Origin of the sequence: Pseudarthrobacter sp. PvP090 (assembly GCF_040547365.1) — a bacterium.
Classification (GTDB): domain Bacteria; phylum Actinomycetota; class Actinomycetes; order Actinomycetales; family Micrococcaceae; genus Arthrobacter.
Window position 1 is genome coordinate 243,149 of the sequence record NZ_JBEPPO010000006.1, and the last position, 26,529, is coordinate 269,677.

20 protein-coding genes are annotated in these 26,529 nt (G+C 67.7%); 7 read left to right on the forward strand and 13 right to left on the reverse strand.

The features are described 5' to 3' along the window. Positions 1-50 precede the first annotated feature (50 nt). Positions 51-368 carry a protealysin inhibitor emfourin gene (locus ABIC21_RS09285; protein WP_354350106.1) on the forward strand — a complete coding sequence of 106 codons (318 nt, stop codon included), beginning with the start codon at positions 51-53 and terminating at the stop codon, positions 366-368. Between the two features lie 49 nt (positions 369-417). Here ABIC21_RS09285 and ABIC21_RS09290 read toward each other — a convergent pair whose 3' ends face one another. After that, positions 418-1,386 carry a GlxA family transcriptional regulator gene (locus tag ABIC21_RS09290; RefSeq protein ID WP_354350107.1) on the reverse strand — a complete coding sequence of 323 codons (969 nt, stop codon included), beginning with the start codon at positions 1,384-1,386 and terminating at the stop codon, positions 418-420. Positions 1,387-1,478: 92 nt separating this feature from the next. Here ABIC21_RS09290 and ABIC21_RS09295 point away from each other — a divergent pair, with 92 nt between their 5' ends. Next, positions 1,479-1,646, forward strand: a complete 168-nt coding sequence (locus ABIC21_RS09295; protein WP_354350108.1) for a hypothetical protein — start codon at positions 1,479-1,481, stop codon at positions 1,644-1,646. Positions 1,647-1,814: 168 nt separating this feature from the next. Further along, positions 1,815-5,852 (forward strand): ATP-dependent RNA helicase HrpA, encoded by a 4,038-nt coding sequence (hrpA, locus tag ABIC21_RS09300; protein WP_354350109.1) that lies wholly within the window; start codon positions 1,815-1,817, stop codon positions 5,850-5,852. A 61-nt stretch (positions 5,853-5,913) separates the two neighbouring features. On the opposite strand, the gene ABIC21_RS09305 is transcribed toward hrpA, so the two are convergent. Together ABIC21_RS09305 and ABIC21_RS09310 are read right to left on the reverse strand one after the other, a co-directional pair. After that, the gene (locus tag ABIC21_RS09305) at positions 5,914-6,342 is read right to left on the reverse strand and encodes an HIT family protein (protein WP_354350110.1); all 429 of its coding nucleotides are present in this window, start codon (positions 6,340-6,342) and stop codon (positions 5,914-5,916) included. Continuing rightward, entirely contained in the window at positions 6,339-7,496 is a 1,158-nt protein-coding gene (locus ABIC21_RS09310) for an NAD(P)-dependent alcohol dehydrogenase (RefSeq protein WP_354350111.1), read from the reverse strand. Before ABIC21_RS09310 ends, ABIC21_RS09305 begins: the two co-directional genes overlap by 4 nt. Positions 7,497-7,857: 361 nt before the next feature. Between ABIC21_RS09310 and ABIC21_RS09315 the strand changes: the two genes are divergently transcribed. Beyond that, complete coding sequence (locus ABIC21_RS09315) at positions 7,858-9,345, forward strand: HNH endonuclease (protein ID WP_354350169.1); 1,488 nt, start codon at positions 7,858-7,860, stop codon at positions 9,343-9,345. A gap of 137 nt (positions 9,346-9,482) precedes the next feature. Here the strand turns inward: ABIC21_RS09315 and ABIC21_RS09320 are convergent, their stop codons facing one another. Further along, positions 9,483-10,355 (reverse strand): sulfurtransferase, encoded by an 873-nt coding sequence (locus ABIC21_RS09320; protein WP_354350112.1) that lies wholly within the window; start codon positions 10,353-10,355, stop codon positions 9,483-9,485. A 48-nt stretch (positions 10,356-10,403) separates the two neighbouring features. Between ABIC21_RS09320 and ABIC21_RS09325 the strand changes: the two genes are divergently transcribed. Further along, positions 10,404-11,498 carry a PLP-dependent cysteine synthase family protein gene (locus tag ABIC21_RS09325; protein WP_354350113.1) on the forward strand — a complete coding sequence of 365 codons (1,095 nt, stop codon included), beginning with the start codon at positions 10,404-10,406 and terminating at the stop codon, positions 11,496-11,498. Here ABIC21_RS09325 and ABIC21_RS09330 read toward each other — a convergent pair whose 3' ends face one another. After that, on the reverse strand, positions 11,499-12,155 hold the full coding sequence (locus ABIC21_RS09330; protein ID WP_354350114.1) for an MBL fold metallo-hydrolase: 657 nt from the start codon (positions 12,153-12,155) through the stop codon (positions 11,499-11,501). Positions 12,156-12,260: 105 nt separating this feature from the next. Here ABIC21_RS09330 and ABIC21_RS09335 point away from each other — a divergent pair, with 105 nt between their 5' ends. Next, the gene (locus ABIC21_RS09335) at positions 12,261-12,719 is read left to right on the forward strand and encodes a Fur family transcriptional regulator (protein WP_354350170.1); all 459 of its coding nucleotides are present in this window, start codon (positions 12,261-12,263) and stop codon (positions 12,717-12,719) included. Here ABIC21_RS09335 and ABIC21_RS09340 read toward each other — a convergent pair. From ABIC21_RS09340 to ABIC21_RS09375, 8 genes are all read right to left on the reverse strand, one after another. Continuing rightward, positions 12,716-14,338, reverse strand: a complete 1,623-nt coding sequence (locus tag ABIC21_RS09340; RefSeq protein ID WP_354350115.1) for an MDR family MFS transporter — start codon at positions 14,336-14,338, stop codon at positions 12,716-12,718. The two genes, ABIC21_RS09335 and ABIC21_RS09340, sit on opposite strands and share 4 nt — an antisense overlap. Beyond that, a complete protein-coding gene (locus tag ABIC21_RS09345) occupies positions 14,335-14,964 on the reverse strand; it encodes a TetR/AcrR family transcriptional regulator (RefSeq protein ID WP_354350116.1) in 630 nt (209 codons plus the stop codon). Before ABIC21_RS09345 ends, ABIC21_RS09340 begins: the two co-directional genes overlap by 4 nt. Positions 14,965-15,057: 93 nt before the next feature. Continuing rightward, complete coding sequence (locus tag ABIC21_RS09350; RefSeq protein ID WP_354350117.1) at positions 15,058-15,948, reverse strand: metal ABC transporter permease; 891 nt, start codon at positions 15,946-15,948, stop codon at positions 15,058-15,060. Next, positions 15,949-16,764, reverse strand: coding sequence for a metal ABC transporter ATP-binding protein (locus tag ABIC21_RS09355; protein ID WP_354350118.1), 816 nt, complete (start codon positions 16,762-16,764; stop codon positions 15,949-15,951). Between the two features lie 188 nt (positions 16,765-16,952). Then, on the reverse strand, positions 16,953-17,930 hold the full coding sequence (locus tag ABIC21_RS09360) for a metal ABC transporter solute-binding protein, Zn/Mn family (RefSeq protein ID WP_354350119.1): 978 nt from the start codon (positions 17,928-17,930) through the stop codon (positions 16,953-16,955). A 100-nt stretch (positions 17,931-18,030) separates the two neighbouring features. Further along, entirely contained in the window at positions 18,031-19,095 is a 1,065-nt protein-coding gene (locus ABIC21_RS09365; protein ID WP_354350120.1) for a hemolysin family protein, read from the reverse strand. Next, positions 19,092-20,429 carry a hemolysin family protein gene (locus ABIC21_RS09370; RefSeq protein WP_354350121.1) on the reverse strand — a complete coding sequence of 446 codons (1,338 nt, stop codon included), beginning with the start codon at positions 20,427-20,429 and terminating at the stop codon, positions 19,092-19,094. Before ABIC21_RS09370 ends, ABIC21_RS09365 begins: the two co-directional genes overlap by 4 nt. Before the next feature lie 386 nt (positions 20,430-20,815). Further along, positions 20,816-22,294 (reverse strand): GuaB1 family IMP dehydrogenase-related protein, encoded by a 1,479-nt coding sequence (locus tag ABIC21_RS09375; protein WP_354350122.1) that lies wholly within the window; start codon positions 22,292-22,294, stop codon positions 20,816-20,818. Positions 22,295-22,644: 350 nt separating this feature from the next. On the opposite strand from ABIC21_RS09375, the gene ABIC21_RS09380 reads away from it, so the two are divergent. After that, entirely contained in the window at positions 22,645-26,433 is a 3,789-nt protein-coding gene (locus ABIC21_RS09380) for a multifunctional oxoglutarate decarboxylase/oxoglutarate dehydrogenase thiamine pyrophosphate-binding subunit/dihydrolipoyllysine-residue succinyltransferase subunit (protein WP_354350123.1), read from the forward strand. Positions 26,434-26,529 lie beyond the last annotated feature (96 nt).

The window sequence follows — 26,529 nt, forward strand, 5'->3', positions numbered from 1 at the left end:
TGGCGGTCCGAGATCCATGACCGTTACCGTCTCCTGACAAAACGAGACCGATGAAAATCACCGTCCAGCGCAGCGGCGGCATGGCCGGCATGAAGCGGACGTGGACCGTGCAGCCCACGCCGCCGGAGGATACGGACCTCTGGCAGCCCCTCATTGAGGCCTGCCCGTGGGACGCCGTCCCCACGTCGGGCCGGAGTGCCGCCGCCGGCCAGCCGGACCGGTTCCTGTACAACATCCGGGCCGGACAGCACCGCGCCACCCTGCCCGAACAGGCCGTCACCGGGCCTTGGCGGGACCTCGTCGAGACGGCCAAAGCGGCGGCCGAGCCCCCGCCGTCGTCGGACGGGCCACAGGGACCCCGGCGCTGACGCCCCCGGACCGGCCGCGCCGGTATCCGGCCGAGCCTGATGGGAGTATCTAGACCGCCGCGGCCAAGTGTCCGCGGAACGTCCGACGGTAGGACTGCGGGCTGGTGTCCAGCACCTTGGCGAAGTGGTGCCGCAACAGCACCGAGTGGCCGAAGCCGGATTCGCGGGCGATTTCGTCGATGTTGAGGTCCGTGGTCTCCAGCAGTTCCTGGGCCCGCAGCACGCGCTGTGAGTTGAGCCAGGCCGCCGGAGTCGCTCCCGTCTCGGAACGGAAGCGCCGGGCGAACGTCCGCGGCGACATATGGACCCGCGCGGCGAGCTCGTTGACCGAATGGTCCTCCCCCAGGTGCCGCACCATCCACTGCAGGAGTTCCTCCATGGGCTCGGAGCCGCAGCGCGGGATGGGCCGGTCGATGAACTGCGCCTGGCCGCCGTCGCGGTGCGGCGGAACCACCATGTCACGGGCAATGCTGGCTGCCACATTTGCACCGAATTCCACGCGCACCAGATGCAGGCAGGCGTCGATGCCGGCGGCCGTGCCGGCGCTCGTGATGATCCTGCTGTCCTCGACGTACAGGACGTTCTCGTCGACCAGCGCAGCGGGGTACCGGCTGGCGAGCTCCCGGGAGTAGTGCCAGTGCGTGGTGCAGCGGCGGCCGTCCAGCAGGCCTGCCCGGGCCAGCGCAAAGGCCCCGGTGCAGATGGACATGACCCAGGCCCCGCGGGCGTGGGCGTCCCGCAGGGCGTCCACGACAGATTCGGGTACCTCCTCGTCGTTGCCGAAGGGCGTCATGATGACGAGGTCGGCGTCGCCTGCAGCATCCAGCCCGAGACCCACGTGCATGGACAGCCCGGACTTCATCGGGACGTCGCCCGGCACTGGGGTGCAGACCCGGAAATCAAACGCCGGAACGCCGTTATCGCGCGCCGAGCGGTCTATACCGAACACTTCGAAGGCGGTCGCGAACTCGAAGATCGAGAAGTTGGGGACCACGATCATCGCCACTGATTTGATCATGAATCCATTCTGGCAGAACAGTGGCAGAAATTATAGCTTTTTGGGCATTTCTGCCACTTCTTTTGCCTCCCCCACCGGAGCACCATGGAGGTATGGAACTCATCGGAATCGCCTTCATCGTCCTCATCGTCATCGGCCTCGCGGCCACCGTCGCAGCACTCCGCAAGGACGGGCTGGGCCACAACCCTCCGGTCCGCTCGGAAGACTACTGGTCCGCCCTGGACCTGCCCAGCACCAACTACACCTTCCGGATCTTCTGAGTCCCGGCCCGATCACCGCATCCTGTCCGCCCACCACCCCTTCCACCACCCGCCGCCCGGCCCCGACAGGGACCGGGCACTTATCTGCTCCGAACTTGTCCCGGAATCTGTCCCGGAGTTTGTCGCGGAACCGCCGCGCGGACAGTTCCCAGTAGACTGTGTGCAGCCATGACACTGCATATCTCCTACCCCGCCGAGCTGCCGGTCTCCGAGCGCCGCGAGGACCTAATGGCCGCCATCGCGGCCAACCAGGTGACCATCATCGCCGGCGAGACCGGTTCCGGTAAGACGACCCAGATTCCGAAGATGTGCCTGGAGCTTGGCCTCGGCGAGAACGGGCTGATCGGCCACACGCAGCCGCGCCGGCTGGCCGCCCGCACGGTCGCGGAGCGCATCGCGGAGGAACTCGGCGTCGACATCGGCCAGGAAGTCGGCTTCCAGGTCCGCTTCACCGGGGAGGTCGGCCGCAACACCAAGGTCAAGCTCATGACCGACGGCATCCTGCTGGCCGAGATCCGGCGCGACAAACTGCTGCGCCGGTACAACGCCATCATCATCGACGAGGCGCACGAGCGCAGCCTCAACATCGACTTCATCCTTGGATACCTCAAGCGGATCCTGCCGCAGCGGCCGGATCTGAAGATCATCATCACCTCGGCCACCATCGATCCGCAGCGCTTCGCCAGGCACTTCGGCAGCGAGGACGAGCCGTCGCCGATCATCGAGGTCTCCGGGCGCACCTATCCGGTGGAGATCCGCTACCGTCCGCTGTCCCAGCCGGCCGGCGGGGCCGCCGGCGACGACGGAGAAGGCACTGCCTCCGACGACGAGCTGGAAGAGGACCGCGATCCGCTCGACGCCGTCTGCGATGCCGTCGACGAACTCGCGCAGGAGGCGCCCGGCGACATCCTGATCTTTTTCTCCGGCGAACGCGAAATCCGTGACGCCGCCGAGGCGCTCCACGGCAGGATCCAGTCCAACCGGAAGCTCGCCGGCACCGAGGTGCTCCCGCTCTTCGCCCGGCTGAGCCTGCAGGAACAGCACAAGGTCTTCCACCCCGGCAGCAAGCGCAGGATCGTGCTTGCCACCAACGTCGCCGAGACCTCCCTGACGGTTCCCGGCATCAAGTACGTCATCGACACCGGCACCGCCCGCATCTCGCGGTACTCGCACCGCACCAAGGTCCAGCGCTTGCCGATCGAGCGGGTCTCGCAGGCGTCCGCAAACCAGCGCTCCGGCCGCTGCGGCCGCGTCTCCGACGGCATCGCCATCCGGCTGTACTCGGAGGAGGACTTCGAGTCCCGGCCGCCGTTCACGGATCCCGAAATCCTGCGCACCAACCTCGCCGCCGTCATCCTCCAGATGACCGCGATGGGCGTCGCCCGCGGGCCCAAGGATGTCGAGAACTTCCCGTTCGTGGAGCCGCCGGATTCCCGGGCCATCAACGACGGCGTCACTCTTCTGCGCGAGCTGGGCGCCTTGAGCGCCGCGCGCCCGCAGGAGGAGACGGGCGACGGCGACGGCGACGGCCGCCCCGGCCGCCGGCCGGCGGCCGGAAGAAACGGCGGCGGGCTGACCGCCGTCGGGCAGCAGCTTGCCCAGCTTCCCGTGGACCCGAGGCTTGGCCGGATGATCGTCGAGTCCGGCAAGCGCGGCTGCGTCCGCGAGGTCATGATCCTCGCCGCGGCGCTGACCATCCAGGACCCGCGCGAGCGCCCGACCGACAAGCAGCAGCTCGCCGCGGAGAAGCACGCGCGCTTCCGGGACGAGAACTCGGACTTCACCGGCTTCCTGAACCTCTGGAACTACATTCAGGAGAAGCAGCAGGAGCTCTCCTCCACGGCCTTCCGCCGGCTCTGCCGTGCCGAGTTCATCAACTACCTGCGCGTCCGCGAGTGGCAGGACCTGTTTGCGCAGCTGCGCCAGCTGGCCCGGCCGCTGGGCATCAGCCTGGACAACAAGCGCCTGGCCGATCCGGTGGGCCACCATGAGGGCATCCACATCAGCCTGCTCTCGGGCCTGCTGAGCCACGTGGGTATCCTCGATGAGCGCAAGCGCGAGTACGCCGGCGCCCGCGGCAGCCGCTTCGCGATCTTCCCCGGCTCGGCCCTGTTCAAGAAGTCCCCCACGTTCGTGATGGCCGCGGAACTCGTGGAGACGAGCCGGCTGTGGGCCCGGGTGGCCGCGAAATTCGATCCGCTCTGGGTTGAGCAGGTGGCGCCGGACCTGGTCAAGCGCAGCTACAGCGAACCGCACTGGTCCAAGAAGATGGGCTCGGTGATGGCCCATGAGAAGGTCACGCTGTACGGCGTGCCCATCATCCCGAGCCGCCGGATCAACTACGGCAAGGTGGATCCGGAGCTCTGCCGGGAGCTGTTCATCCGGCATGCCCTGGTCGAGGGCGACTGGCAGACCCACCACAAGTTCTTCCACCGCAACCGCGCGCTCCTCCTCGAGGTCGAGGAACTCGAGGCCCGGATGCGGCGCCGGGACATCCTGGTGGACGACGAGACACTCTTCGAGTTCTACGACGCCCGGATCGGCAAGGAAGTTGTGTCCGAGCGGCACTTCGACAAGTGGTGGAAGGACGCGCGGCAGCAGGACCCCGCGCTGCTCGACTTCGACCAGGCGCTGCTGATCAGCGAGGATGCCGATGCCCTGTACGACTCGGCCTACCCGAAGACGCTGCTGCACAAGGGCTTTGAGCTGCCGCTGAGCTACGAGTTCCACCCCGTGGCCCCCGGCTCGCCGCCCAACCCGTCCGACGGCGTCACCGCCGAGGTGCCCGTGCTGTTCCTGAACCAGCTCGACGACGCCGCGTTCCGCTGGCTGATTCCCGGCCAGCGGGTGGAGCTGGTCACGGCCCTGATCAAATCGCTTCCCAAGCAGGTACGCAAGAACTTCGTGCCGGCCCCGGACGTCGCCCGGCAGGCCGTCGCCGCCCTCGAAGCGGACTTCGATCCGGCCGCCGACGAACTCGAGGCCTCCCTGGAGCTCGTCCTGCGCCGGCTCCGCGGCCAGGTCATCCCGCCGAATTCCTGGAACTGGGACGCCGTACCACCGCACCTGCGGGTGAGTTTCCGCGTCGTGGATTCGCAGGGGAAGGTCCTGGACGAGGGCAAGGACCTCGGAGTGCTGCAGGAACGGCTGGCGCCGGCCACCCGCCGGGCGATCGCCGAGTCGCTGGGCGCCACGCCCGCGACGACGGCCCCCGCCTCGAACGGCAGGTCCAACGGGAAGGCCGGCGGCAAGACGTCCGTCACGACGGCAGCCCAGGCCGCCGGTGCTGTGCCGGGGACCGCGGATTCCGCTGTGTCGGCGGCCGCGACCGGTTTTTCCGAGCAGGCGGGGCTGACGTCCTGGTCCTTCGGCACACTGCAGCGCCAGGTCCAGGGCGCGGTGAAGGGGCATACCGTCACCGGCTACCCGGCGCTCGTGGATGAAGGCAAGTCCGTGGCGCTGCGGCTCTTCCAGTCGGGCTCCGAACAGGAACAGGCCATGCGCGGCGGCGTCATCCGCCTGCTCGCCCTGAAGGTGCCGCCGCCGGACCGCTACGTCCTGGAACACCTGAACAACACCGAGAAACTCACGTTCAGCCAGAACCCGCACGGTTCCGTCACCGCACTGATTGCCGACTGCGCCCTCGCCGCCATCGACAAGCTCACCCCGGCCGAACTGCCGTGGGACGAGGCGTCCTTCAACGCACTGTACGAGAAGGTCCGCGCCGAACTGATTGACACGGTCTTCACGGTCACCGCCGTCGTGGAACGCATCCTGGCCAGCACCCGGCGGATCGAGAAGGCGCTCAAGGGCACCACGAGCCTGGCCCTGATCAGCGCCCTCAACGACGTCAAGAGCCAGCTGGAGCAACTCGTGTTCCCCGGTTTTGTGGCACGCACGGGCTACGGCCAGCTCAGCCAGCTGCCGCGCTACCTGGCCGCGATCGAGAAGCGGCTTGAGAAGCTCCCCGGCAACGTCCAGCGGGACGCCCAGAACATGGCCGCGGTCCAGGCCCTGGAGGACGACTACGACGACGCCGTGTCGGCGCTGCTCCCCGGCCGGCGGGCCGGCGCGGAGTTAACACAGGTCCGCTGGATGATCGAGGAGCTCAGGGTGAGCCTCTTCGCGGTCGAACTCGGGACCGCCTACTCGGTCTCCGAGAAGCGGATCCGTGCGGTGCTTAATAAGGCGCTGGCGCCGGCCTGACACCCCCAGGGGTGCAAGCCGGCGCCAGCGGCGGCGCAGAGTCGGCCGGAGCCGCGCAGCCTCAGGCCTGCGGGACGTGGGCCGCGTGTCCGGCTTGCCGGAGGCCTTCGCGGAGCTTCTCGGCGTTGGCGTCCAACCGTGCGGGATCGGGGTTCTGGTCCACGGAGCCGAAGTCAAAGTCCGCCATCGTGTTGGAGGGCCATACGTGGACGTGCAGATGATTAATTTCGTACCCGGCCACGATGAGTCCGGCGCGTGCCGCGTCGAATACCTCAACCTGCACGGCGCCGATCTTCTGGGCCACCTGCATCACCCGCGCCAGCACCTCGGGGGACGCATCCGTCCAGCGGTCGACTTCCTCGGTAGGCACCACGAGGGTGTGGCCGTCGGCGAGCGGACCCACCGTCAGGAACGCCACGACGTCGTCCTCGCGCCAGACGAAGCGGCCGGGGATCTCGCCGTTGATGATCCTGGTGAAGAGAGTGCTCATGCGTCTGCCCTTTCCGAGGGTGTTCCGAGGGTACTGGTGTCCAGGACAAAACGGTACTTCACATCGCCGGCCACCATGCGGTCGTAGGCGTCATTGAGCTGATCGGCACGGACCACCTCGACGTCCGAGGCGACGCCGTGTTCGGCGCAGAAATCCAGCATCTCCTGGGTCTCGGCGATGCCGCCGATCAGCGATCCGGCGTACGCGATCCGGCGCCGGATCAGTGCCCCGGGGTTCACCGGGGGCATGTCCTCGGACGGGAGCCCGAGCTGGAAGAGGGCCCCGCCAACGCGCAGGGTGCGGAAATACGGGTTGAGGTCGTGGGGCGCTGCGACGGTGTCGATGATGACGTCGATGCTCCGGTTCGCGGCATCCATCGCGGCCGCGTCGCGGGACAGGATGACCGCGTCCGCGCCGAGCTCCCGGGCGGCGGCGATTTTGGACTCCGACGTCGTGAAGACCTTCACTTCGGCGCCCATGGCCTTGGCCAGCTTCACGGCCATGTGGCCCAGTCCGCCCAGGCCAATGACGCCGACGACGTCCCCCTCCTCGACGTCGAAGTGGCGCAGCGGCGAGTAGGTGGTGACGCCGGCGCACAGCAGCGGCGCCGCGGCGGCGGGGTCGAGGCTTTCCGGGACGTGCAGCACGTACCGGCGGTCAACGACGACGGAGGTGGCGTAGCCGCCCTGGGTGATGGCGTCCCCGTTGCGGCGGTCTTTCGAGCCGTAGGTCCCCGTCATGCCGTTCTCGCAGTACTGCTCCAGGCCGTCGAGGCAGCTGTCGCATTCACGGCAGGAATCGACCAGGCAGCCGACGCCGACCAGCTCGCCGATGGTGAAGTCGTCGACGGCGGACCCGACGCGGCTGACCCGGCCCACGATTTCGTGGCCGGGGACCAGCGGGTAGTTCTGGTGTCCCCATTCGCCCCGGGTGGCGTGGACGTCCGAGTGGCAAAGCCCGCAGAATTCGATGGCGATCTCGACGTCGTCTTCCTTCGCCGCGCGGCGGGCCACCGTCAGGGGCACCAGGCCGCTGTCGCTGGCTGTCGCTCCGTAGGCGGCGGCGAGGTGCGGGCCGTCAGTGGCTTCGGACGGCGCGCCAAGATCGGGCAGCGGTTTGGCGAGGGGCGGCGGTACGGGGCGTCCAGGAGTCATGCCTCGACGCTACCCCCGGGTGACGGGACTTATCCAATCAGGACAGGGATCAGCCTGGCCATCCAAGGAACGATGGGCAACGCGGGGTCAGGCGCGGCCCATCCGGCGGCGGTTTATGGGCGCTGTCTGACCCCGCGTAGCTGTTGTGGGAAGCCGGGCAGTACTTTTCCCCGCGTCCCTGAGGTGCGTGTTGGGCGGCTTGGCGGTGGCAGTCGGACAGGCGATTCGTGACGATGCGTGCGGCGGGATAAATCGGGGTATTAATGTCGCAGGTGCCCGATAGCGTGGTTCCATGGACGGCGAGCAGGGGCCCGAAGTGGTTCAGCCAGAAGAAGTGGCTCAGCCAGAACAGGTGACGGTCATGGATGTGGCCCGGTCGCTGGCCGCTGGCCGGCCGTCCGGGGACGTGCCTGAGCTGGACGGTGCGCTTTTGATTGCTGAAATCCGGTCCCTGGAAGACCGAAAGTCTGCTCTGTCCGCCCGCCAGGCCCGTCTGTCCGTCGCCTTCGACCTGCTCCAGCGCCGTGAACAGGCCGACGCCGGGATGCCCGCGGCGGAGCTGGGATCCGGGGTCGGCGCGCAGATCGCCCTGGCCCGGCGGGAATCCCCGGCCAAGGGCGGCCGGCTCCTGGGCCTGGCCAAAGCCCTCGTCACCGAAATGCCCCACACCCTCGCCGCCCTGGAGACCGGGCAGCTCAACGAATGGCGGGCGACCCTTTTGGTGAAGGAAACGGCGTGCCTGTCCGCGGCGGACCGGGCCGCCGTCGACGAAGAGCTCGCCCCCGATGCCGGGACGTTCGACGGCGCCGGGGACCGGAAGATCATTGCCGCGGCCAGGGCCGCCGCCTACCGCCGGGATCCGCGTTCGGTCACCCAGCGGGCCAGCCACGCCGCCACCGAACGGCACGTCAGCCTCCGCCCGGCCCCGGACACCATGTGCTACCTCACCGCACTGCTCCCCGTCGCCCAGGGTGTCGCCGTGTACGCCGGCCTCACCCGGCACGCCGACACCCTCCGCGGGTCCGGGGACCCCCGCACCCGCGGGCAGCTCATGGCCGACGCCCTGGTCGAACGCACCACGGGAAAGGCGGGCGGGATCAGCGGGATCGAGATCCAGCTCGTCATGACCGACCGCACCCTCTTCCAGGGCGACACCGAACCCGCCCGCCTCCCCGGCTACGGCATCGTCACCGCCGGCTGGGCCCGCGACATGCTCACCAACCCCGGAAAAGACCCGGCGGGATCTGGCGCAACACGACTGGACGCGGTACCAGGTGCGGCGGGACAGCACGCCGCCGGAACCGGGACCCGGTCCCGGGACGGCACCGGGGAAGCCACCGTGGACAGCCGCGGGGACAGCAGCGGGGACAAGCCCATGAATATCTGGCTGCGCCGGCTCTACACCGCCCCCGGCACCGGCGACCTCACCGCCATGGACTCCCGCGCCCGGCTCTTCCCGCCAGGGCTCCGCCGCTTCCTCACCGCCCGCGACGACACCTGCCGCACCCCCTACTGCGACGCCCCCATCCGCCACTTCGACCACATCATCCCCTGGCACCACAACGGCACCACCACCCGGAACAACGGCGCCGGACTCTGCGAAGCCTGCAACCACACCAAAGAACTTCCCGGCTGGAGTTCCCGGCCACGCCCCGGCCCACGGCACACCCTCGACGTCACCACCCCCACCGGCCACACCTACCACTCCACCGCACCGCCACCGCCGGGAACCCCTGTCCGCCAACAGGAACTGGACCAAGCCGTGATCAGAAGCCGCAACCATCGCCCCGAACGCCGCCAGGCCGCAATCCGGCTGCGCGCCCGGGCGAAAAACCGGCTCGCCGCCTGAACTAGCGCCCGTCACGGGCGCTCCGCGGCCGCGCCGCCGCCGTCGTGCCCGGACGGCGGCCGCGACGAACGTTCCCAGAACAACGCCGCCCGCCGATCCGCAGATCGACGGGCGGTGCGTGTGGGCTGCCCGTTCCTTTAGTCCGCGGCGGTGCCCTCCGCATATGGCGCGTCCCCGGTTACAACCGGGTTTGCGGCATTGTTGGACCATTCCGAGAATGACCCGGGATACAGCGCCGCAGGGAATCCGGCGATTTCGAGGGCCGCAATTTCGTGGGCCGCCGTGACGCCGGAACCGCAGTAGACAGCGGTGGGGACATCGGCGCGCACTCCGAGACTCGTGAAGCGTTCACGCAACGCCGCCGGGGAGAGGAACCTGCCGTCCGCACCGACATTCGCCGTCGTCGGAGCGCTCACGGCTCCCGGGATATGGCCTGCCCGCGGGTCCACCGGTTCGAACTCGCCCCGGTACCGCTCCCCCGCCCGGGCGTCCAGCAGCAGGCCCCGCTGGCCCCAGGATGCCGCCTCCCCGGCGTCGATCAAGGGCATGGCACCGCCCGTCAGCACGACGTCCCCCGGCGCCGCGTGGCGTTCGCCGCTTTCGACGCCGAAGCCCGCAGCACGCCAGGCGGCCAGGCCGCCGTCGAGCAGGTAGACCTCGGGAAGGCCGGCGTTCCGCAGCATCCACCAGAGCCGGGCAGCGGCCAGGTTGCCGCTGTCGTCATAGGCCACCACGACGTCACGGCTGCGCACGCCCCAGGAGCGGACGGATGCCTGGAACTGGTCCAGTGCCGGGAGCGGGTGCCGGCCGCGGCCCGGGTCCGCGGGTCCGGCCAGTTCCGTGGCGAGGTCCACGAAGACGGCGCCGGGGAGGTGTCCGGCAAGGTAGTGTTCCCGGCCGTGCGGATCGCCGAGCGCCCACCGCACATCCAGCACCACGGTCCGCCGGCCAGTGTTGCCGGCACTGTCCAGCCGGTCCTTCAAGGTGGCTACATCAATGAGGGTCTGCATCCGCCAACTCTATCCAGCGGAATCTGCAGCCGCGGGTAGGCTGGTGCGGTGATCAGAGCGCGACAGCAGGACAGGGCGTGGGCCACCGAGGCCATCCGCAGAATCAACGCAGAGAACAACCGGTCCGCGGACACCCACTTATACTCCGTGCCGCTTCCCGGGCAGTGGGGCGTCCAGCTGTACCTCAAGGACGAGTCAACGCACCGGACCGGCAGCCTGAAGCACCGGCTGGCCCGCTCGCTGTTCCTCTTCGGCCTGGTCAACGGCTGGATCTCGGAAGGCACCACCATCGTTGAGGCCTCCAGCGGCAGCACCGCCGTGTCCGAAGCCTATTTCGCCCGGTTGCTGGGGCTGCCGTTCATTGCGGTGATGGCCCGGACCACCAGCCGGGAGAAAATCGCACTGATCGAGCAGTTCGGCGGCTCCTGCCTGCTCGTGGACCACGCCTCGGAAGTGTACGAGGCCGCCGCGGAACTCGCCCATCGCACCAACGGCCACTACATGGACCAGTTCACCTACGCCGAGCGGGCCACAGACTGGCGGGGCAACAACAACATCGCCGAGTCCATCTTCGACCAGCTGGCCCTTGAGGAACACCCGATCCCCCGCTGGATCGTGGTGGGCGCCGGCACCGGCGGCACCAGCGCCACCATCGGCCGCTACCTCCGGTACCACCGCCACGACACGGAACTCGCCGTCGTGGATCCGGAGAACTCCGCGTTCTACCCCGGCTGGCTGGAAGGCCGCGACGGCGGCGCGGCCTCGGGCGCCACCGGCTTGCCTTCACGGATTGAGGGAATCGGCCGGGCACGGTTGGAACCGAGCTTTGTCCCGGCGGTCATCGACCACATGGTCCAGGTCCCGGACGCGGCCTCGGTGGCCGCGATGCGCCATCTGCTCGACCACGCCGGCCTGCACGCCGGACCCTCCACCGGCACCAACCTGTGGGGCGTCTGGCAGCTCATCGCGGAGATGATCGCCCAGGGCCGCCGGGGCAGTGTCGTGTCGCTGATGTGCGACGGCGGGGACCGCTACGCCGGGAACTACTACAACCCGGAGTGGCTGCAGTCCCAGGGCCTGGACCCCGAACCGCATGAAGCGACCCTCCGGGAATTCTTCGCCACCGGGGCCTGGCCGGTCTAGCTAGACCTCGACGCTGTCCCCGCTTGAGAGGTGCCGGTATTCGGTGCCGTACTTGGCGCCGAACCGCGTCACGTGACCTTCCACGATTCCGCGCCCGTTGTCGTTAAGCAGGGCGTCGTGGATCGGGAAGGCCGTCGGGGCGCGGACTCCGATCACGAAGTCGACCACCTCCCCCACCTTGTTCCAGGGTGCGTGGACCGGCACCAGCAGCGTCCGGACGTCCACACCGTCGGGCACGATGAACGAATCCCCCGGGTGGTAGACGTTGGAGTCCACGAAATAGCCGATATTGGCCACCACCGGAATCTGCGGATGGATCAGCGCGTGCTGCCCGCCAAAGCACCGGACGGCGAACCCTGCCGTCTCGAAGTCCCCGCCGGGAACCGCGGTATGGATCCGCGGCGCAGCGTCGGGCACCTTGCCGCGCAGCTGCGCCGCGACACCTGAGGGTGCATACAGCTGCAGGGACGTGCCGGCCAAGAGGGCGGCAACGACGGCGTCGACGTCGATGTGGTCGGCATGTTCGTGGGTGACCAGCACGGCGTCGGCGCCGGCGAGGGCCTGGTCCGTCTCGGAGAAGTTCCCCGGATCGAAGACCAGCACTTTGCCGTCCTTCTCGAGCCGGACACAGGCATGGGTGAACTTCGTCAGCTTCATCCGCCCAGCCTAGGGTCCCGACCCGGCGCTGTCCACGCGCCCGGCTGGTAATCTGGGACCTTGCCACCACCCCGTATCGAGACCACCAGCGAAGCGAGTTCCACGATGTCCCACGGCGCCACAGCCGACGGCAGCCGGGCCCCGGCGCCGGCTCCCGCCGCGGCCAAGGAACAGCGGGTCACCAAGCAACGCCTGGCGGTCAGCGCCGTCCTCGACGAGCTGACGGACTTCGTCAGCACCCAGGAGCTGCACCGCATTCTGCAGGACCGCGGCACCTCGGTGTCCCTCGCAACGTCGTACCGGATTCTGCAGTCCCTCGCGGACGAGGGCCTGGTGGACGTGCTGCGGAATGCCGACGGCGAGGCCGTGTACCGGCGTTGCGCCGTCACCGGCCATCACCACCATCTGCTGTGCCGCAGTTGTGGCAAGGCCGTCGAGGTCGAGGCACCCGCGGTCGAGGCCTGGGCCGCACGGACGGCGACCGAGCACGGCTTCACCGCGGTGGAACACACGGTGGAGATCTTCGGGCTGTGCCCGGACTGCACGGCCCGGGCTGCCGTCTAGGTCCTGGCCTTGCCGGCCGGCGCAAGGTCCTCGTCGGCGTCGTCGGCAGTGATCAGGATGTTGCCTTCCGAAATGGATTCGGACAGGACGTCGTGCTCGATGGCAGTTGCGAGCGGCTTTTGCTTGACGAAGCACATCAGCACGGCAGCGACGAGCGCCAGCGGAACCATCCAGACGAAGATGGGTGTCAGCGCGTCATTGTAGGAGGAAATGATGGCCTCCTTAATCGGCGCGGGAAGCTGGCTGACCACTGCAGGAGTGAGCGAGTTCGATCCTCCCGGCGTGCCGCCCCCGGTGGCCGAGGCCGGAAGACGCTCGGCAAGCAGCCCGGCGAGCCGGCTCGCGAAGAGGCTTCCCACCACTGCGGAGCCGAGGGTGGCGCCGATCTGCCGGAAGAAGTTGTTCGACGCCGTTGCCGTGCCGACTTCGCGCAGCGGGAAGGAGTTCTGCACAATGAGCACCATGATCTGCATGCTCAGTCCCAGACCCAGGCCCATCACGGCCAGGTAAGCGCAGATTTCCCAGAGCGGCGCTCCCGGCTTGAGGGTGGAGAGCAGCACTAGGGCGATGGCAACCAGCACCCCGCCCGCGATCGGCATCCACTTGTAGCGTCCGGTCCTGCTGACCATCTGCCCGGAGACCACCGAGGCAACCAGCAGGGCGCCCATCATCGGAATCATCAGCAGCCCGGACTCGGTGGCGTTGACGCTGAATGCCATCTGCAGGTAGGTCGGCAGGTAGCCGATGGCGCCGAACATGGCCACGCCGATCAGCAGGCCGGCGACCGTCGCAAGATTGAAGTTGAGGTCCTTGAACAGGTGCAGCGGGATGATCGGCTCGGCCGTGCGGCGCTCCACCAGGACGAAGGCAGCCGCGCTGAGAATCGTGCCGGCGATCAGCGCCAGGATCACGGGGTCGCTCCACTCGTACTTGCTGCCGCCCCAGGTGGCGAACAGCACGAGGCAAGTCGTGGCGATCGCGAGCAACAGCATTCCGCCGAGGTCCAGGCGCGGTTTGCCGCTGTGCTTCGGAAGCTTGAGGAAGAACACGGCGCCGGCCAGCGCGAGCAGGCCAAGCGGGATGTTGATCCAGAACACCCAGCGCCAGCCGGGTCCTTCGGTGAACCAGCCGCCCAGCAGCGGACCGGCAACGGAGGCAATGGCGAAGACGCCGCCCATCATCCCCATGTACTTGCCGCGTTCGCGGGGCGGTACGACGTCGGCGATGACGGCCTGCGACAGGATCATCAGGCCGCCGCCGCCCAGTCCCTGGACGACCCGGGCGGTGATCAGCACAGCCATGTCGTTTGCCAGGCCCCCGATGACGGACCCAATCATAAACAGGATGATGGCGGCCATCAGCAGGGCTCTGCGTCCCATCAGGTCACCAAGCTTGCCGTAGATGGGCATCGTGATGGTGGAGGCGAGAATGAAGGCCGTGATGACCCAGAGCATGTCGCTGACACCATGGAGTTCGCCCACGATGGTGGGCAGGGCCGTGCTGAGCACGGTCTGGTTCAGGGCAGCCAGCAGCATCGAGAGCATCAGGGCCACGAAGAGCAGCACCATGTGCTGCTTTCCTTCGGCCGGTCCCGCCGCGGGGACAGCATGCTTGGTCATGAAATTTTCCTTAGTAAATGGTGGAGCAGAGCCAACGACGGCCCAAGGGTCTCCGTGGAGATCCCCTCGGCGGGGTCAAAATCGGTGGAGGTGAGATCGAAGCGGATGGGGACGCCGGCGATCATGACCAGCATGCGCGCGGCTTCCTCGAGGCTGAAGCCTTCGGCACCGTCCGCCCAGGCGGGGTCCCGGGCCAGCACGCCGGAGAGTCCCTGGCAGACGAGGCTCTCGGCTTTGACCATGTAATCCATGTGGCGGCGCCCCAGATGGGGATACCGGGCAATGAGCTGGCGGCGCCTGCTGCGGTCGGTGCCCCCGATCGCCGTCCAGGCGACCGTCACCAGCAGCCGCGAAACCTGTCCGACCAGGTCATCGGCGGTGGCGGAGATTCGGGAGAGCTGTTCCTCGTCCAGGACGGGTTCACGCAACCCCACGATGGCGTCTTCCTTCACGGGGAAATAGTTGAAGAAGGTCCGCGGTGAGACGCCGGCCCTGGCGGCGATGGCCTCAACGGTGGTCTGGTCGACGCCGTGTTGCAGGGCAAGAGACGCGGCCGCCTCGTGGAGGGCGGTCCAGGTCTCGGCTTTTTTGCGCTCCCGCAGGGGCAGCACCGCAGCGGCAGTCATGGGTTCAAGAATTGCACGACTGCAAAGATTGCACAAATGCATTCTTGCAGTGATGCACTAATGCCCCGCGAAGAGGGACTCCGGCCCGGGGGCTCAGGCGGCCGGCACCGCCGCGCTGCGCAGCACCCGGCCGTTCATCCCGCGCTTGGCCCGGATCCCGCCGATCACCCGGCAGACGACGTAGATCAGGAAGGACAGTGTGGTCACGTACGGGCTGATGGGGATCCGGCCGCCGAGGGCCAGCAGGATGCCGCCGACGGTGGCCGTCATGGCGAACACCACACTGAGGATCACCACCAGCCGCGGTGAGGACGTCACCCGCATGGCCGCCGCCGCGGGAGTGATCAGCAGCGCCAGCACCAGCAGGGCGCCAACAATCTGGATGGAGAGCGCCACGCTGACGCCGAGCAGCAGCATAAACCCGATGGCAAGCGCCCGCACGGGCACACCCCGGGCCTGCGCGACGTCGGGATCCACACTGGCGAAGGTCAGCGGACGCCAGATGGCCACCAGGGCAATCATCACCACGACGGCGGCGACCGCCAGCACCTGGAGCTGGACGGTTCCGACGGACACTATCTGGCCGGTGAGAAGGCCGAACTTGTTGGCGGCGCGCCCCTCGTACAGGGAGAGGAACAGGATGCCCAGGCCAAGCCCGAACGGCATGATGACGCCGATGATCGAGTTCTTGTCCCGGGCGCGGACGCCCAGCAGGCCCAGCAGCAGCGCCGCCACGACGGATCCCACCAGGGAGCCCAGGACGATGTCCACCCCGATGAGCAGGGCAAAGGCCGCGCCGGCAAAGGAGAGTTCGGAGATCCCATGGACGGCGAAGGCCAGGTCACGCTTCATCACGAAGGTTCCGATCAGCCCGCCCAGCAGGCCCAGCACCGCGCCCGCCCAGAGGGAGTTCTGCACCAGCGCGACCAGCTCGCCGTAATTTTCGAAGTTGAAGATTGAATTGAGCAGGCTGTCCAGGTCCATCTAGCCCACCTCCCCCGCCACAACGTGGGCGTCCTCGTGGTGGTGCGTCGTGGCATCCGGCAGTCCGACGACGATCAGCCGTCCGTTGGCGTTGATCACTTCGACGTGGCTGCCGTAAAGATCGGACAGCACCTCCGTGGTCATGACCTCTTCCGGCGGGCCCACCCGGAACCGTCCGCCGGCCAGGTACAGCACCCGGTCCACGTAGTCCATGATCGGGTTGATCTCGTGCGTCACGAACACCACGGCACTGTCCTGGTCGTGGCATTGCCTGTTGATCAGCGCACTGACGGCCTGCTGGTGCTGCAGGTCGAGGGACAGCAGGGGCTCGTCGCAGAGCAGCACCTTGGGATCGGTGGCAAGGGCCTGCGCCACCCGCAACCGCTGCTGCTCACCGCCGGAGAGCTGGCCGACAGGGACTTTTGCGTAGTCGGCGGCCCCGACCAGATCGAGCAGCTCATCGATCCTGCGGTTCACTTTCGCCGCGCCAAGCCGCAGACCCCAGCGGTGGCCGTCGACGCCGAGCCCCACGAGGTCGCGGGCGCGCAGCGGGGTGTCAGGGTCGAACGACTTCTGCTGCGGGACATAGCCGATCCCCCGGCTGCCCCGCTCCACGGGCCGGCCCGCGAGCATGGCCGTGCCGGCGCTCAGCTCCTGCAGTCCGAGCAGCACCTTGAGGAACGTCGTCTTACCGCTGCCGTTCGGGCCGAGGACAGCGAAGAATTCTCCCGGGTTGATGTCCAGATCCAGGCCCTCCCACAACGTGCGTTTACCGAACGCGAGGGAGGCTCCGCGGAGGCTCACTACGGGTGTCAACTTGGCTTTCCTCGAATTCTGCGCAAGCCTCCGGCTCACGCTCCGCACCAGGGGTGCCTGGCTGGCTGGTCTGTCTGGCTGGTCTGTCTGGCTGGTCTGTCTGGCTGGTCCGTCTGGCTGGCCTATGGGGCCGGCCTGGCTGGCTGGGCTATCGGCCTAGCCAGTCAGGTCACGCTGTCCCGCTAATCTTAGGCCAGCGCCTTGCCGATGTTGTCGACGTTGTCCGTCATCCACTGCAGGTAGGACTTGCCCTCCGGCAGGGTCTCACTGAAGTTCACCACCGGGACACCGGCAGCTGCTGCGGCGTCCTTGACGGCGACCGTTTGCGGGCCTTCGGTCTGCTGGTTGTAGGCCAGCAGCCTGATGCTGCCCGAGCCCATCAGGTCGGTGGTCTCCTTGAGCACGGCGGGCGGCACGTCGGTGTCTTCTTCGATCGCGGCGGTGTATTCATCCGGGGTCTGGTTTTCCAGGCCGGCGGCTTCGAGCAGGTAGAGCGGCACGGGTTCCGTCACGGCGACGGGTGCCCCACCGGCGGACGCCTTGATTCCCGCCAGCTTGGCGTCGAGGCCGCGGAGCGACTCCTTGAAGGCTGCTGCGTTGCTGCGGAAAGTCTCGGCGGAGGACGGTTCCAGCTCGGCGAGCTTGGCAGCGACGGCGTCAGCCAGCCGGGCCATGGCGGGCAGGCTGTACCAGACGTGCTCGTTGAAACCGGCATGTTCGTGGCCGTGGCCGTCGGCATCGGCGGTGGCGGACGCACCGGTGGACTCTTCCGGAGCCAGCCCGGAGAGCTCCACGGCATTCAGTACGCTGCTGTGGTCCAGCCCCGTGTCGTCCGCAAGCTTGTGGAGGAAGTTGTCATACCCGCCGCCGTTTTCCACCACCAGCTCGGCCTTGGAGACCGCCAGCTTGTCCTGCGTGGTCGCCTCATAGGAGTGCGGGTCCTGGCTGGTTCGCGTGATGATGGAACTGACACGCACTTTGTCTGCGCCGATGGTGCTGATGATGTCCCCGTAGACGCTGGTGGAAGCAACCACCTCGACGATTCCGTCGCCGGCCCCGGCCGAATTCCCCGCCGAGGAATTCCCCGATGTCGGGGCACAGGCCGTCAGCAGCAGGGTGGCACCGGCAAAGGCGGCGACGATGGCACGGGCAGCGGGACGGCGCACGGGAAGACCTCGGATCTGTTATTGAGAATCAGGAGCAATAGCAACTGCCTCGAGTGTATCCCTAAATAGGAATGATTCCTATTTAGGGACACACCGGCCGCTACTGGTCCTGGCCGAGCCTCCGGTAGCCGGTGGCCTGGGTAGCATCCCGGATCTCGCCGACGAGCTGCTCGATAACGTCCTCCAGGAACAGGACGCCCTGGGTGAGGCCGTCCGGGCCGATCACGCGCGCCAGGTGCGAGCCGGTCCGCTGCATGACGGACATGGCTTTCTCGATTTCGTCGTCCATGGCCAGGTTCGCCAGGGACCGGATGTGGCTCTCTGCGATCGGCTGGTGGTACGCCGCGTCGGGGATGGAGAGCACGTCCTTGATGTGCAGGTAGCCGGAGAGCATCCCGTCGTCGTCGAGCATCGGGAAGCGGGAGAAACCGGTGCGGCTCACGGCCTTCTCGAACTCCACCGGGGTGGTGTTCGACTTCATCATCACGAGCTTGTCGAGCGGGACCATCACGTCGGACGCGGTGTGCTCCGAGAACTCCAGCGCCCCGGTGATGAGTCCGGCGTCGTCGTCTACGAGTCCGTGACGGGTGGATTCCTGCACGATCGACTGGACTTCCTCAAGCGTGAAGGAGGAGGTGACTTCATCCTTCGGCTCGATCCGCATCAGTTTCAGGATGTGGTTCGCGGACCAGTTGAGCGCCACAATCACCGGCTTCACCAGCCGGGCGATGAACATCAGCGGCGGCGCCAGCAACAGGGCTGCCTTGTCCGCCACGGAGACCGAAATGTTCTTCGGGACCATCTCGCCGATGGTGACGTGCAGGAAGGTCACCAGCAGCAGGGCAACGGCAAAGGCCACGATGTCGGCGATTTCCACCGGGATGCCGACCGCCTCCAGCGGGACCGCCATCAGGTGGTGGATCGCCGGTTCGGCCACCTGCAGGATCAGTAGCGAGCAGACGGTGATCCCGAGCTGCGCGCAGGCGAGCATCAACGAGACGTTTTCCATGGCCCGCAGAGTGGTCTGCGCCCGCTTGGATCCCGCCTCGGCGAGCGGCTCGATCTGGCTCCGGCGGGCAGACATGACCGCGAATTCGGCACCAACAAAGAAGGCGTTGCCAAGGAGCAGCACCACAAGCCAGAGGATTCCTGCCCAGTCGCTCATGCGGCACCGACCTGGCCGTTGGAGTGCTCCTCATGGCGCACCCGGACGGGCTTGAAGCAGATCCGGTCGATTCTGCGCCCGTCCATGCGGGTGACTGCCAGGGTGCCGCCGTCGACGTCGACCGTGTCCCCCACCGCTGCGATCCGGCCCAACTTGCTCATGACGTAGCCTCCCACCGTTTCGTAGGCAGACTCGTCGGGCACGGTCAGGCCCGGAATCTGTTCGGAGAGTTCATCGGGGCGAAGCAGCCCCGGGAAGTACCAGTCCCCCGAAGCGCTCTGCAGCAATCCCGGACGCACCTTGTCGTGTTCGTCGGCCACTTCCCCGACGATTTCCTCGACGAGGTCCTCCAGCGTGGCGATGCCGGCGGTGCCGCCATACTCGTCAAGGACCACGGCCAGCTGCAGGTTGCCCTCGCGCAGTTCCGCCAGCAGGGCGTCCAGGTGGATGGTTTCCGGCACCCGGAGCACATCGGTCATGATGGCACCGGCCTCCAGCTTGGCGCGCCGGCCCGAGGGTACGGCGATGGCCTTCTTGATGTGCACCACGCCGCGGATGTCGTCCGAGGATTCCCCGATGACCGGGAAGCGCGAATATCCGGTGCGGCGTGCGGCCTCCACAATGTCGGAGACCGGCTGGTCGCCGTCGATGGTCTCGACCCGGATGCGGGGCGTCATGACGTCCGCCGCGGTCCGGCCCGAGAACTTCAGCGTCCGGGCGATGAAGTTGGCCGTCCCGGCGTCGAGGGTTCCCATCGCCGCCGAACGGCGCACGAGGGAGGCGAGCTCGGCCGGGGTCCGCGCACCCGAAATCTCCTCCTTGGCCTCCAGGCCGAAGATGTTGAGCACCTTGTTGGAGAAGCCGTTGAGCACCACAATGGCGGGTTTGAAGACTGCCGTGAAGACCAGCTGGGGGCGGGCCAGGGCCTTGCCGACCTGGAACGACAGCGCAATGGCCATGTTCTTGGGAACCAGCTCACCGATCAGCATGGACAGGAGGGTCGCGAAGGCCATCGCCATGACGAGTGACACGGAGGAAACCGCGGCCTCCGGCAGGCTCAGGGCACCCAGCGGGGCTTCGAGGAGTTTGCCCACCGATGGTTCCATGACGTAGCCGGTGAGCAGCGTGGTGATGGTGATGCCCAGCTGGCAGCTGGAGAGCTGCGTGGACAGGGACTTGAGGCATTTGAGCAGGGGCGCGGCGGCGGTATCGCCGTCATCCACGGCCCGCTGGACGGTGGCCTGGTCAAGGGCAACGAGGGAAAATTCAACGGCTACGAAAAAGCCGGTTCCGAGGATGAGCAGCAGTCCTGCTCCGAGAAGAAGCCACTCCATTTAGCCGCCTGCTTCCGGGGCGGCGGCGCGGTGCCGCGCCCTGCGGCCGGGCTGTCGGGAGTCGGGGTGTCGGGAGTCAGGGTGCCGGGACGGGCTGCCCGGCGGAGGATGGTCAGCCGCGGCCGACCCTGTGTCCTGGAAGGCTCCTGTGTCCTGGAAGGCAGCTGGCTGGCGTGCCGCCGGAGAGTGATGGGCGCGTGAACGGGGTTTGCCGGCTCTTCGGGTGGACTGCGCGTGAACGGTTTCCGTTCCCCGCTGACAGCCCCCAGGCCGGCACCTAGATTTACTGTCCATAAGAGTTTCAGTCTACAGGCCGCCGGGCGCCGGCCGCCGCCGTGACACCGCAGGTGACGCCCGACGGCGGCCGCTGCCGGAAGCGGGCCGGCTCACCAGCTCTGCGGGACCGGACGGCCTTCCTCATACCCGGCAGCGGACTGGATCCCGGCGACGGCGCGTTCCCGGAACTGCGCGAGGTCAGCAGCACCGGCGTAGCTCATGGAGCTGCGGAGCCCGGCAGTGATCATGTCCAGCAGGTCCTCCACGCCGGGCCGCGCCGGATCGATGAACATCCGGGAGGTGGAAATGCCTTCTTCGAAAAGGGCCTTCCGGTCCTTTTCGAAGGCACCCTCGCGCTGGTTGCGGTTCTGCACGGCCCGGGCGGACGCCATCCCGAAGCTCTCCTTGAACTGCCGCCCGGCGGCGTCCTGCTGCAGATCCCCCGGGCTCTCGTGCGTGCCGGCGAACCAGGACCCGATCATCACCTGGCTGGCGCCGGCAGCCAGGGCCAGCGCGACGTCGCGCGGGTAGCGGACTCCGCCATCGGCCCAGACGCGCCCGCCGGCAGCCCGCGCGGCCGCCGAACACTCGAGGACAGCAGAGAACTGCGGCCGGCCCACGGCCGTCATCATGCGCGTGGTGCACATGGCCCCGGGGCCAACGCCGACCTTGACGATGTCCGCGCCCGCCTGGATAAGTTCACGGGTTGCCTCCGCCGTGACCACGTTCCCTGCCACCACGGGCACGCCGGGGTTGAGGCCCTGCACCGCGGCGAGGGCATCAAACATCTTCTGCTGGTGGCCGTGTGCGGTGTCGAGGACCAGCACGTTGACGCCGGCGGCCAGGAGTTCCGCGGCCCGCCCGGCGACGTCGCCGTTGATCCCGACGGCGGCGGCCACCTTGAGCCGGCCGGCAGGGTCCAGCGAGGGACGGTACAGCGTGGAACGCAGGGCACCCTTCCGGGTCAGGACGCCGGCCAGGACGCCGTCCCGCTGCACGGGGGCAAAGTCGGTCCCGGCGGCGTCCATCGCCTCGAAGGCGCGGCGCAGGCCGGCGCCCGGGCCGCCGCCCGGTCCGCCGCCGTCGGGGGCGTCTTCCAGCAATGCCCCTTCCAGCACGAGCGGCTGGTGGCGCATCACCGAGGCGAGCGAGGCGAACCGGTCCTGGCCCTCGCAGTCCGCGGCCCGGACGATGCCGGTGACGGCACCGGAGTCATCCACGACCATAACGGCCCCGTGCGGACGCTTGCCCATCAGGTGCAGGGCATCAATGACCGTGTCGGCCGGTGACAGCGTGACCGGGGTTTCCAGGACGGGGTGGCGGGTCTTGATCCAGGCCGTCACGTCGCGGATCACGTCCAGCGGGACGTCCTGCGGCAGGACCGCCAGCCCGCCGCGACGGGCCATGGTCTCGGCCATGCGCTTGCCGGTCACCGCCGTCATGTTCGCCGCGACGAGGGGAATCGCGGATCCGGTCCGGTCGTCCGCCGCGAGGTCCACATCCAGCCGGGAAGTGACGTCGGAGCGGGACGGTACGAGGAAGAGGTCCGAATAGGTCAGGTCGGTGGTGGGTTCGGTCAGGAAACGCACGGTTGCTCCTTAAAGTAAGCAAAAATAGGCATTCCGGTGCTCAACGGGTTCTCAGTGTGATTCTAGCGAGGCTTCCCACGGGGTCCGGCACCGGTCAGGGCAGCCGGCCCGGGCGCGGTCCGGGCGGGCTCCGAAGGGGCTGCGGGCGGGCTCCGGACGGCCGGATGGGGTGCCGTGACGGCGCATTGAGGCGACTTGATGATTTGAGTCACCCTTATTGGCGGTTTGGCAAGAATCGTCACTAGACTGGCAGAGGTCTGGGTTCACTGGACGTGGAGACTGGTTCAATCGTCGTGCTGCGGCACCGTGAAGCCAGTGGGAATCAAACTCATGGAAGAGGCGTAATTCAAGTGCCAGAGCAGCCTAGCCACCGTCTACCAGAGGAATTTGGCGGAAACGAGTGGCTCGTTGACGAACTGTACGAGCGGTACCAGCAGGACAAGAACACGGTGGATGCCAAGTGGTGGCCCTTGTTCGAATCCTTCGATGCCGGTGACAGCTCGTCCACCAACGGAGCCTCAGGCGCAGCGACAGTTGCGCACCCCGCCACCCGCGAACTTCCCGTAGTAGCCCCGGCTGCCGCGACGGCAACGAAGCCGCCCGCCCCCGCCGCTGCCCCCGCCGCGCCGGCCCCCGCCCCGGCGAAGAAAGCCCCGGCCACCGTTGCCCGCGACGGCTCCAAGACTTCTGACGCCGGCCCCGGCACCGCCCCGATCCCGGCCCAGCTCCCCAAGAACATCAAGGCCCCGACCGCCCCCGAGGAAGACGTCGTCTCCGTCCTCCGCGGACCGGCCAAGGCCATCGCCACCAACATGATCACCAGCCTGGAGGTACCCACCGCCACGAGCGTGCGGGCGATCCCGGCGAAGCTGCTGATCGACAACCGCGTGGTCATCAACTCCAACCTGGCCCGTGCCCGCGGCGGCAAGGTGTCCTTCACCCACCTGATCGGCTACGCCGTCATCCGCGCCCTGGCCCAGTTCCCGTCGATGAACGTCTACTACGACGAGGTCGACGGCAAGCCTGTCGCGGTCCAGCCGGCGCACGTGAACTTCGGCATTGCCATCGACATGCCGAAGCCTGACGGCACGCGCCTGCTCATGGTGCCCAATATCAAGAAGGCGGAGACCCTCAACTTCTCCGAGTTCTGGCACACCTACGAGGATCTGATCAAGCGTGCCCGCGCCGGCAAGCTCACCGCCGACGACCACTCCGGCACCACGGTCTCGCTGACCAACCCCGGCGGCATCGGAACCGTGCACTCGGTGCCCCGCCTGTCCAAGGGCCAGGCCGCCATCATCGGTGTCGGCGCACTGGACTACCCGGCTGAATTCCAGGGGGCCAGCGCGAAGATCATCGCGCACAACGCCATCAGCAAGGTCCTCACGCTGACCTCCACCTACGACCACCGCGTCATCCAGGGGGCCGGCAGTGGGGAGTTCCTGAAGCTCGTTCACCAGCTCCTGCTGGGCGCGCAGAACTTCTATGACGAGATCTTCGAATCCCTGCGCATCCCGTACGAGCCCGTGCGCTGGAGCCCGGACCTGCAGGTGGACCCGGCCGACGAGATCAACAAGGTCGCCCGGATCCAGCAGCTCATCCACGCCTACCGCGTCCGCGGCCACCTCATGGCGGACACTGATCCGCTCGAGTACGTGCAGCGCAAGCACCCGGACCTCGACGTCCTCACCTACGGCCTCACGCTGTGGGACCTGGACCGCGAATGGCCCACCGGCGGCTTCGGCGGCAAGCCGATGCTCGCCTTCCGCGACATCCTCGGAGTGCTCCGCGACGCCTACTGCCGCACCGCGGGCATCGAATACATGCACATCCAGGACCCGGAAGAACGCAAGTGGTTCCAGGACCAGATCGAGCACCCGTACTCCAAGCCGAGCCGCGACGAGCAGCTCCGCATCGTCTCCAAGCTCAACGCTGCCGAGGCCTTCGAGACCTTCCTCCAAACGAAGTTCGTCGGCCAGAAGCGCTTCTCGCTGGAGGGCGGCGAGTCGCTGATCCCGCTGCTGGACGCCATCATCTCCGATGCGGCCGACGACGAACTCGACGAAGTGGCGATCGGCATGGCCCACCGCGGCCGGCTCAACGTCCTCACGAACATTGCCGGCAAAACCTACGCCCAGGTCTTCCGCGAATTCGAAGGCACCCAGGACCCGCGCTCCGTGCAGGGCTCCGGCGACGTCAAGTACCACCTCGGCACCGAGGGCACCTTCACCTCGGACAACGGCAAGGAGACCAAGGTCTACCTCGCTGCCAACCCGTCCCACCTCGAGGCCGTGGACTCTGTCCTCGAAGGCATCGTCCGCGCCAAGCAGGACCGCCTCGACCAGGGCGTCGCCTTCCCCGTGCTGCCGATCATGGTGCACGGCGACGCCGCCTTCGCAGGCCAGGGCGTCGTGGCGGAAACGCTCAACCTCTCCCAGCTCCGCGGTTACCGCACCGGCGGAACCATCCACATCGTGGTCAACAACCAGGTCGGCTTCACCACCGCCCCGTCGTCGTCGCGTTCCTCCACCTACTCCACGGACGTCGCCAAGATGATCCAGGCGCCGGTGTTCCACGTGAACGGCGATGACCCGGAGGCTGTGGTCCGGATCGGACAGCTCGCCTACGAGTTCCGCCAGCGGTTCCACAAGGACGTTGTCATCGACATGGTCTGCTACCGCCGCCGCGGCCACAACGAGGGCGACGACCCCTCGATGACCCAGCCGCTGATGTACAACCTGATCGAAGCCAAGCGTTCGGTCCGCAAGCTGTACACCGAATCCCTGATCGGCCGCGGTGACATCACGGAGGAAGAAGCCGAACAGCTGCTTCGCGACTACCAGGAGCGGCTGGAGCGTGTCTTCGCCGAAACCCACGCCGCGCAGACCTCCCCGATTCCGATCATCAAGGCGGATTCCGCCGCGGTGTCCGATCTGGAGCGCCCGATGGCCCAGCAGTCCGATTCCGGCACCAACGCCCCGGCGTCGACGGCGATTTCCGCCGAGACCCTGGCGCGCATCGGCAAGGCCCACATCGATATCCCCGAGGGCTTCACGGTCCACGCCAAGCTCAAGCAGCTGCTGGAGAAGCGTGAAGTGATGTCCCGTGAAGGCGGCATCGACTGGGGCTTCGGCGAGCTGGCAGCCTTTGGTTCGCTTATCATGGAAGGCGTTCCTGTCCGGCTCGCCGGCCAGGACTCGCGCCGCGGCACGTTCGTACAGCGCCACGCCGTTTTCCACGACCGCGCCAACGGCGACGAGTGGCTGCCCCTGGCCCACCTCTCCGAGGACCAGGCCAAGCTGTGGATCTATGACTCCCTGCTGTCGGAATACGCGGCCATGGGCTTCGAATACGGCTACTCGGTGGAACGTCCGGATGCCCTGGTGCTCTGGGAAGCGCAGTTCGGTGACTTCGTCAACGGCGCGCAGACCATCATCGACGAGTTCATCTCCTCGGCCGAGCAGAAGTGGGGCCAGCGCTCCTCACTCGTGCTGATGCTGCCGCACGGCTACGAGGGCCAGGGACCGGACCACTCCTCCGCGCGGATCGAGCGCTTCCTGCAGATGTGCGCCGAAGAAAACATGATCGTGGCCAACCCCACAACCTCGGCGTCGCACTTCCACCTGCTGCGCCGCCAGGCGTACAGCAAGCCGCGCAAGCCGCTGATCATCTTCACGCCGAAGCAGCTGCTCCGCCTCAAGGCCGCTGCATCGTCGGTGGAGGACTTCACCACCGGGACGTTCCGGACGGTCATCCCCGAGCACGAGCAGCTGCAGGGCGACGCCGTCGAGCGTGTACTGCTGGTATCCGGCCGCCTGTACTATGATCTGCTGTCCACCCGGCAGAAGACCGGCGACAGGACGACGGCGATCGTCCGGGTCGAGCAGCTGTACCCGCTGCCGGCCGCCGAGATTGCCGCCGAGCTTGCCAAGTACCCGAACGCCGAAGTTGTCTGGGCACAGGACGAACCCGCCAACCAGGGTCCGTGGCCGTTCATCGGCCTCAACCTGCCGGACGCTTTGGACCGCCGGGTCCGCCTCGTTTCCCGCCCGGCTTCGGCCTCGACCGCGGCAGGATCGATGAAGCGTCACGCGGCCGAGCAGGACGCGCTGCTCAAGCAGGCATTCGCACGTAAGTAAGGTCAACGCTGCCCGGCCGGAGATGGAAACACGCAACTCCGGCCGGGCACCGTTGTTTAACCGGCTTTGTCCCCCTCCATCGTGGATGAGGGGGAC

What these genes read in the sequence shown, in the direction of transcription:
- ABIC21_RS09285 (WP_354350106.1), top strand. Translation starts at nt 51, where the DNA reads ATGAAAATCACCGTCCAGCGCAGCGGCGGCATGGCCGGCATGAAGCGG.
- ABIC21_RS09290 (WP_354350107.1), bottom strand. Translation starts at nt 1,386, where the DNA reads ATGATCAAATCAGTGGCGATGATCGTGGTCCCCAACTTCTCGATCTTC.
- ABIC21_RS09295 (WP_354350108.1), top strand. Translation starts at nt 1,479, where the DNA reads ATGGAACTCATCGGAATCGCCTTCATCGTCCTCATCGTCATCGGCCTC.
- hrpA (WP_354350109.1), top strand. Translation starts at nt 1,815, where the DNA reads ATGACACTGCATATCTCCTACCCCGCCGAGCTGCCGGTCTCCGAGCGC.
- ABIC21_RS09305 (WP_354350110.1), bottom strand. Translation starts at nt 6,342, where the DNA reads ATGAGCACTCTCTTCACCAGGATCATCAACGGCGAGATCCCCGGCCGC.
- ABIC21_RS09310 (WP_354350111.1), bottom strand. Translation starts at nt 7,496, where the DNA reads ATGACTCCTGGACGCCCCGTACCGCCGCCCCTCGCCAAACCGCTGCCC.
- ABIC21_RS09315 (WP_354350169.1), top strand. Translation starts at nt 7,858, where the DNA reads ATGGATGTGGCCCGGTCGCTGGCCGCTGGCCGGCCGTCCGGGGACGTG.
- ABIC21_RS09320 (WP_354350112.1), bottom strand. Translation starts at nt 10,355, where the DNA reads ATGCAGACCCTCATTGATGTAGCCACCTTGAAGGACCGGCTGGACAGT.
- ABIC21_RS09330 (WP_354350114.1), bottom strand. Translation starts at nt 12,155, where the DNA reads ATGAAGCTGACGAAGTTCACCCATGCCTGTGTCCGGCTCGAGAAGGAC.
- ABIC21_RS09335 (WP_354350170.1), top strand. Translation starts at nt 12,261, where the DNA reads ATGTCCCACGGCGCCACAGCCGACGGCAGCCGGGCCCCGGCGCCGGCT.
- ABIC21_RS09340 (WP_354350115.1), bottom strand. Translation starts at nt 14,338, where the DNA reads ATGACCAAGCATGCTGTCCCCGCGGCGGGACCGGCCGAAGGAAAGCAG.
- ABIC21_RS09345 (WP_354350116.1), bottom strand. Translation starts at nt 14,964, where the DNA reads ATGACTGCCGCTGCGGTGCTGCCCCTGCGGGAGCGCAAAAAAGCCGAG.
- ABIC21_RS09350 (WP_354350117.1), bottom strand. Translation starts at nt 15,948, where the DNA reads ATGGACCTGGACAGCCTGCTCAATTCAATCTTCAACTTCGAAAATTAC.
- ABIC21_RS09365 (WP_354350120.1), bottom strand. Translation starts at nt 19,095, where the DNA reads ATGAGCGACTGGGCAGGAATCCTCTGGCTTGTGGTGCTGCTCCTTGGC.
- ABIC21_RS09370 (WP_354350121.1), bottom strand. Translation starts at nt 20,429, where the DNA reads ATGGAGTGGCTTCTTCTCGGAGCAGGACTGCTGCTCATCCTCGGAACC.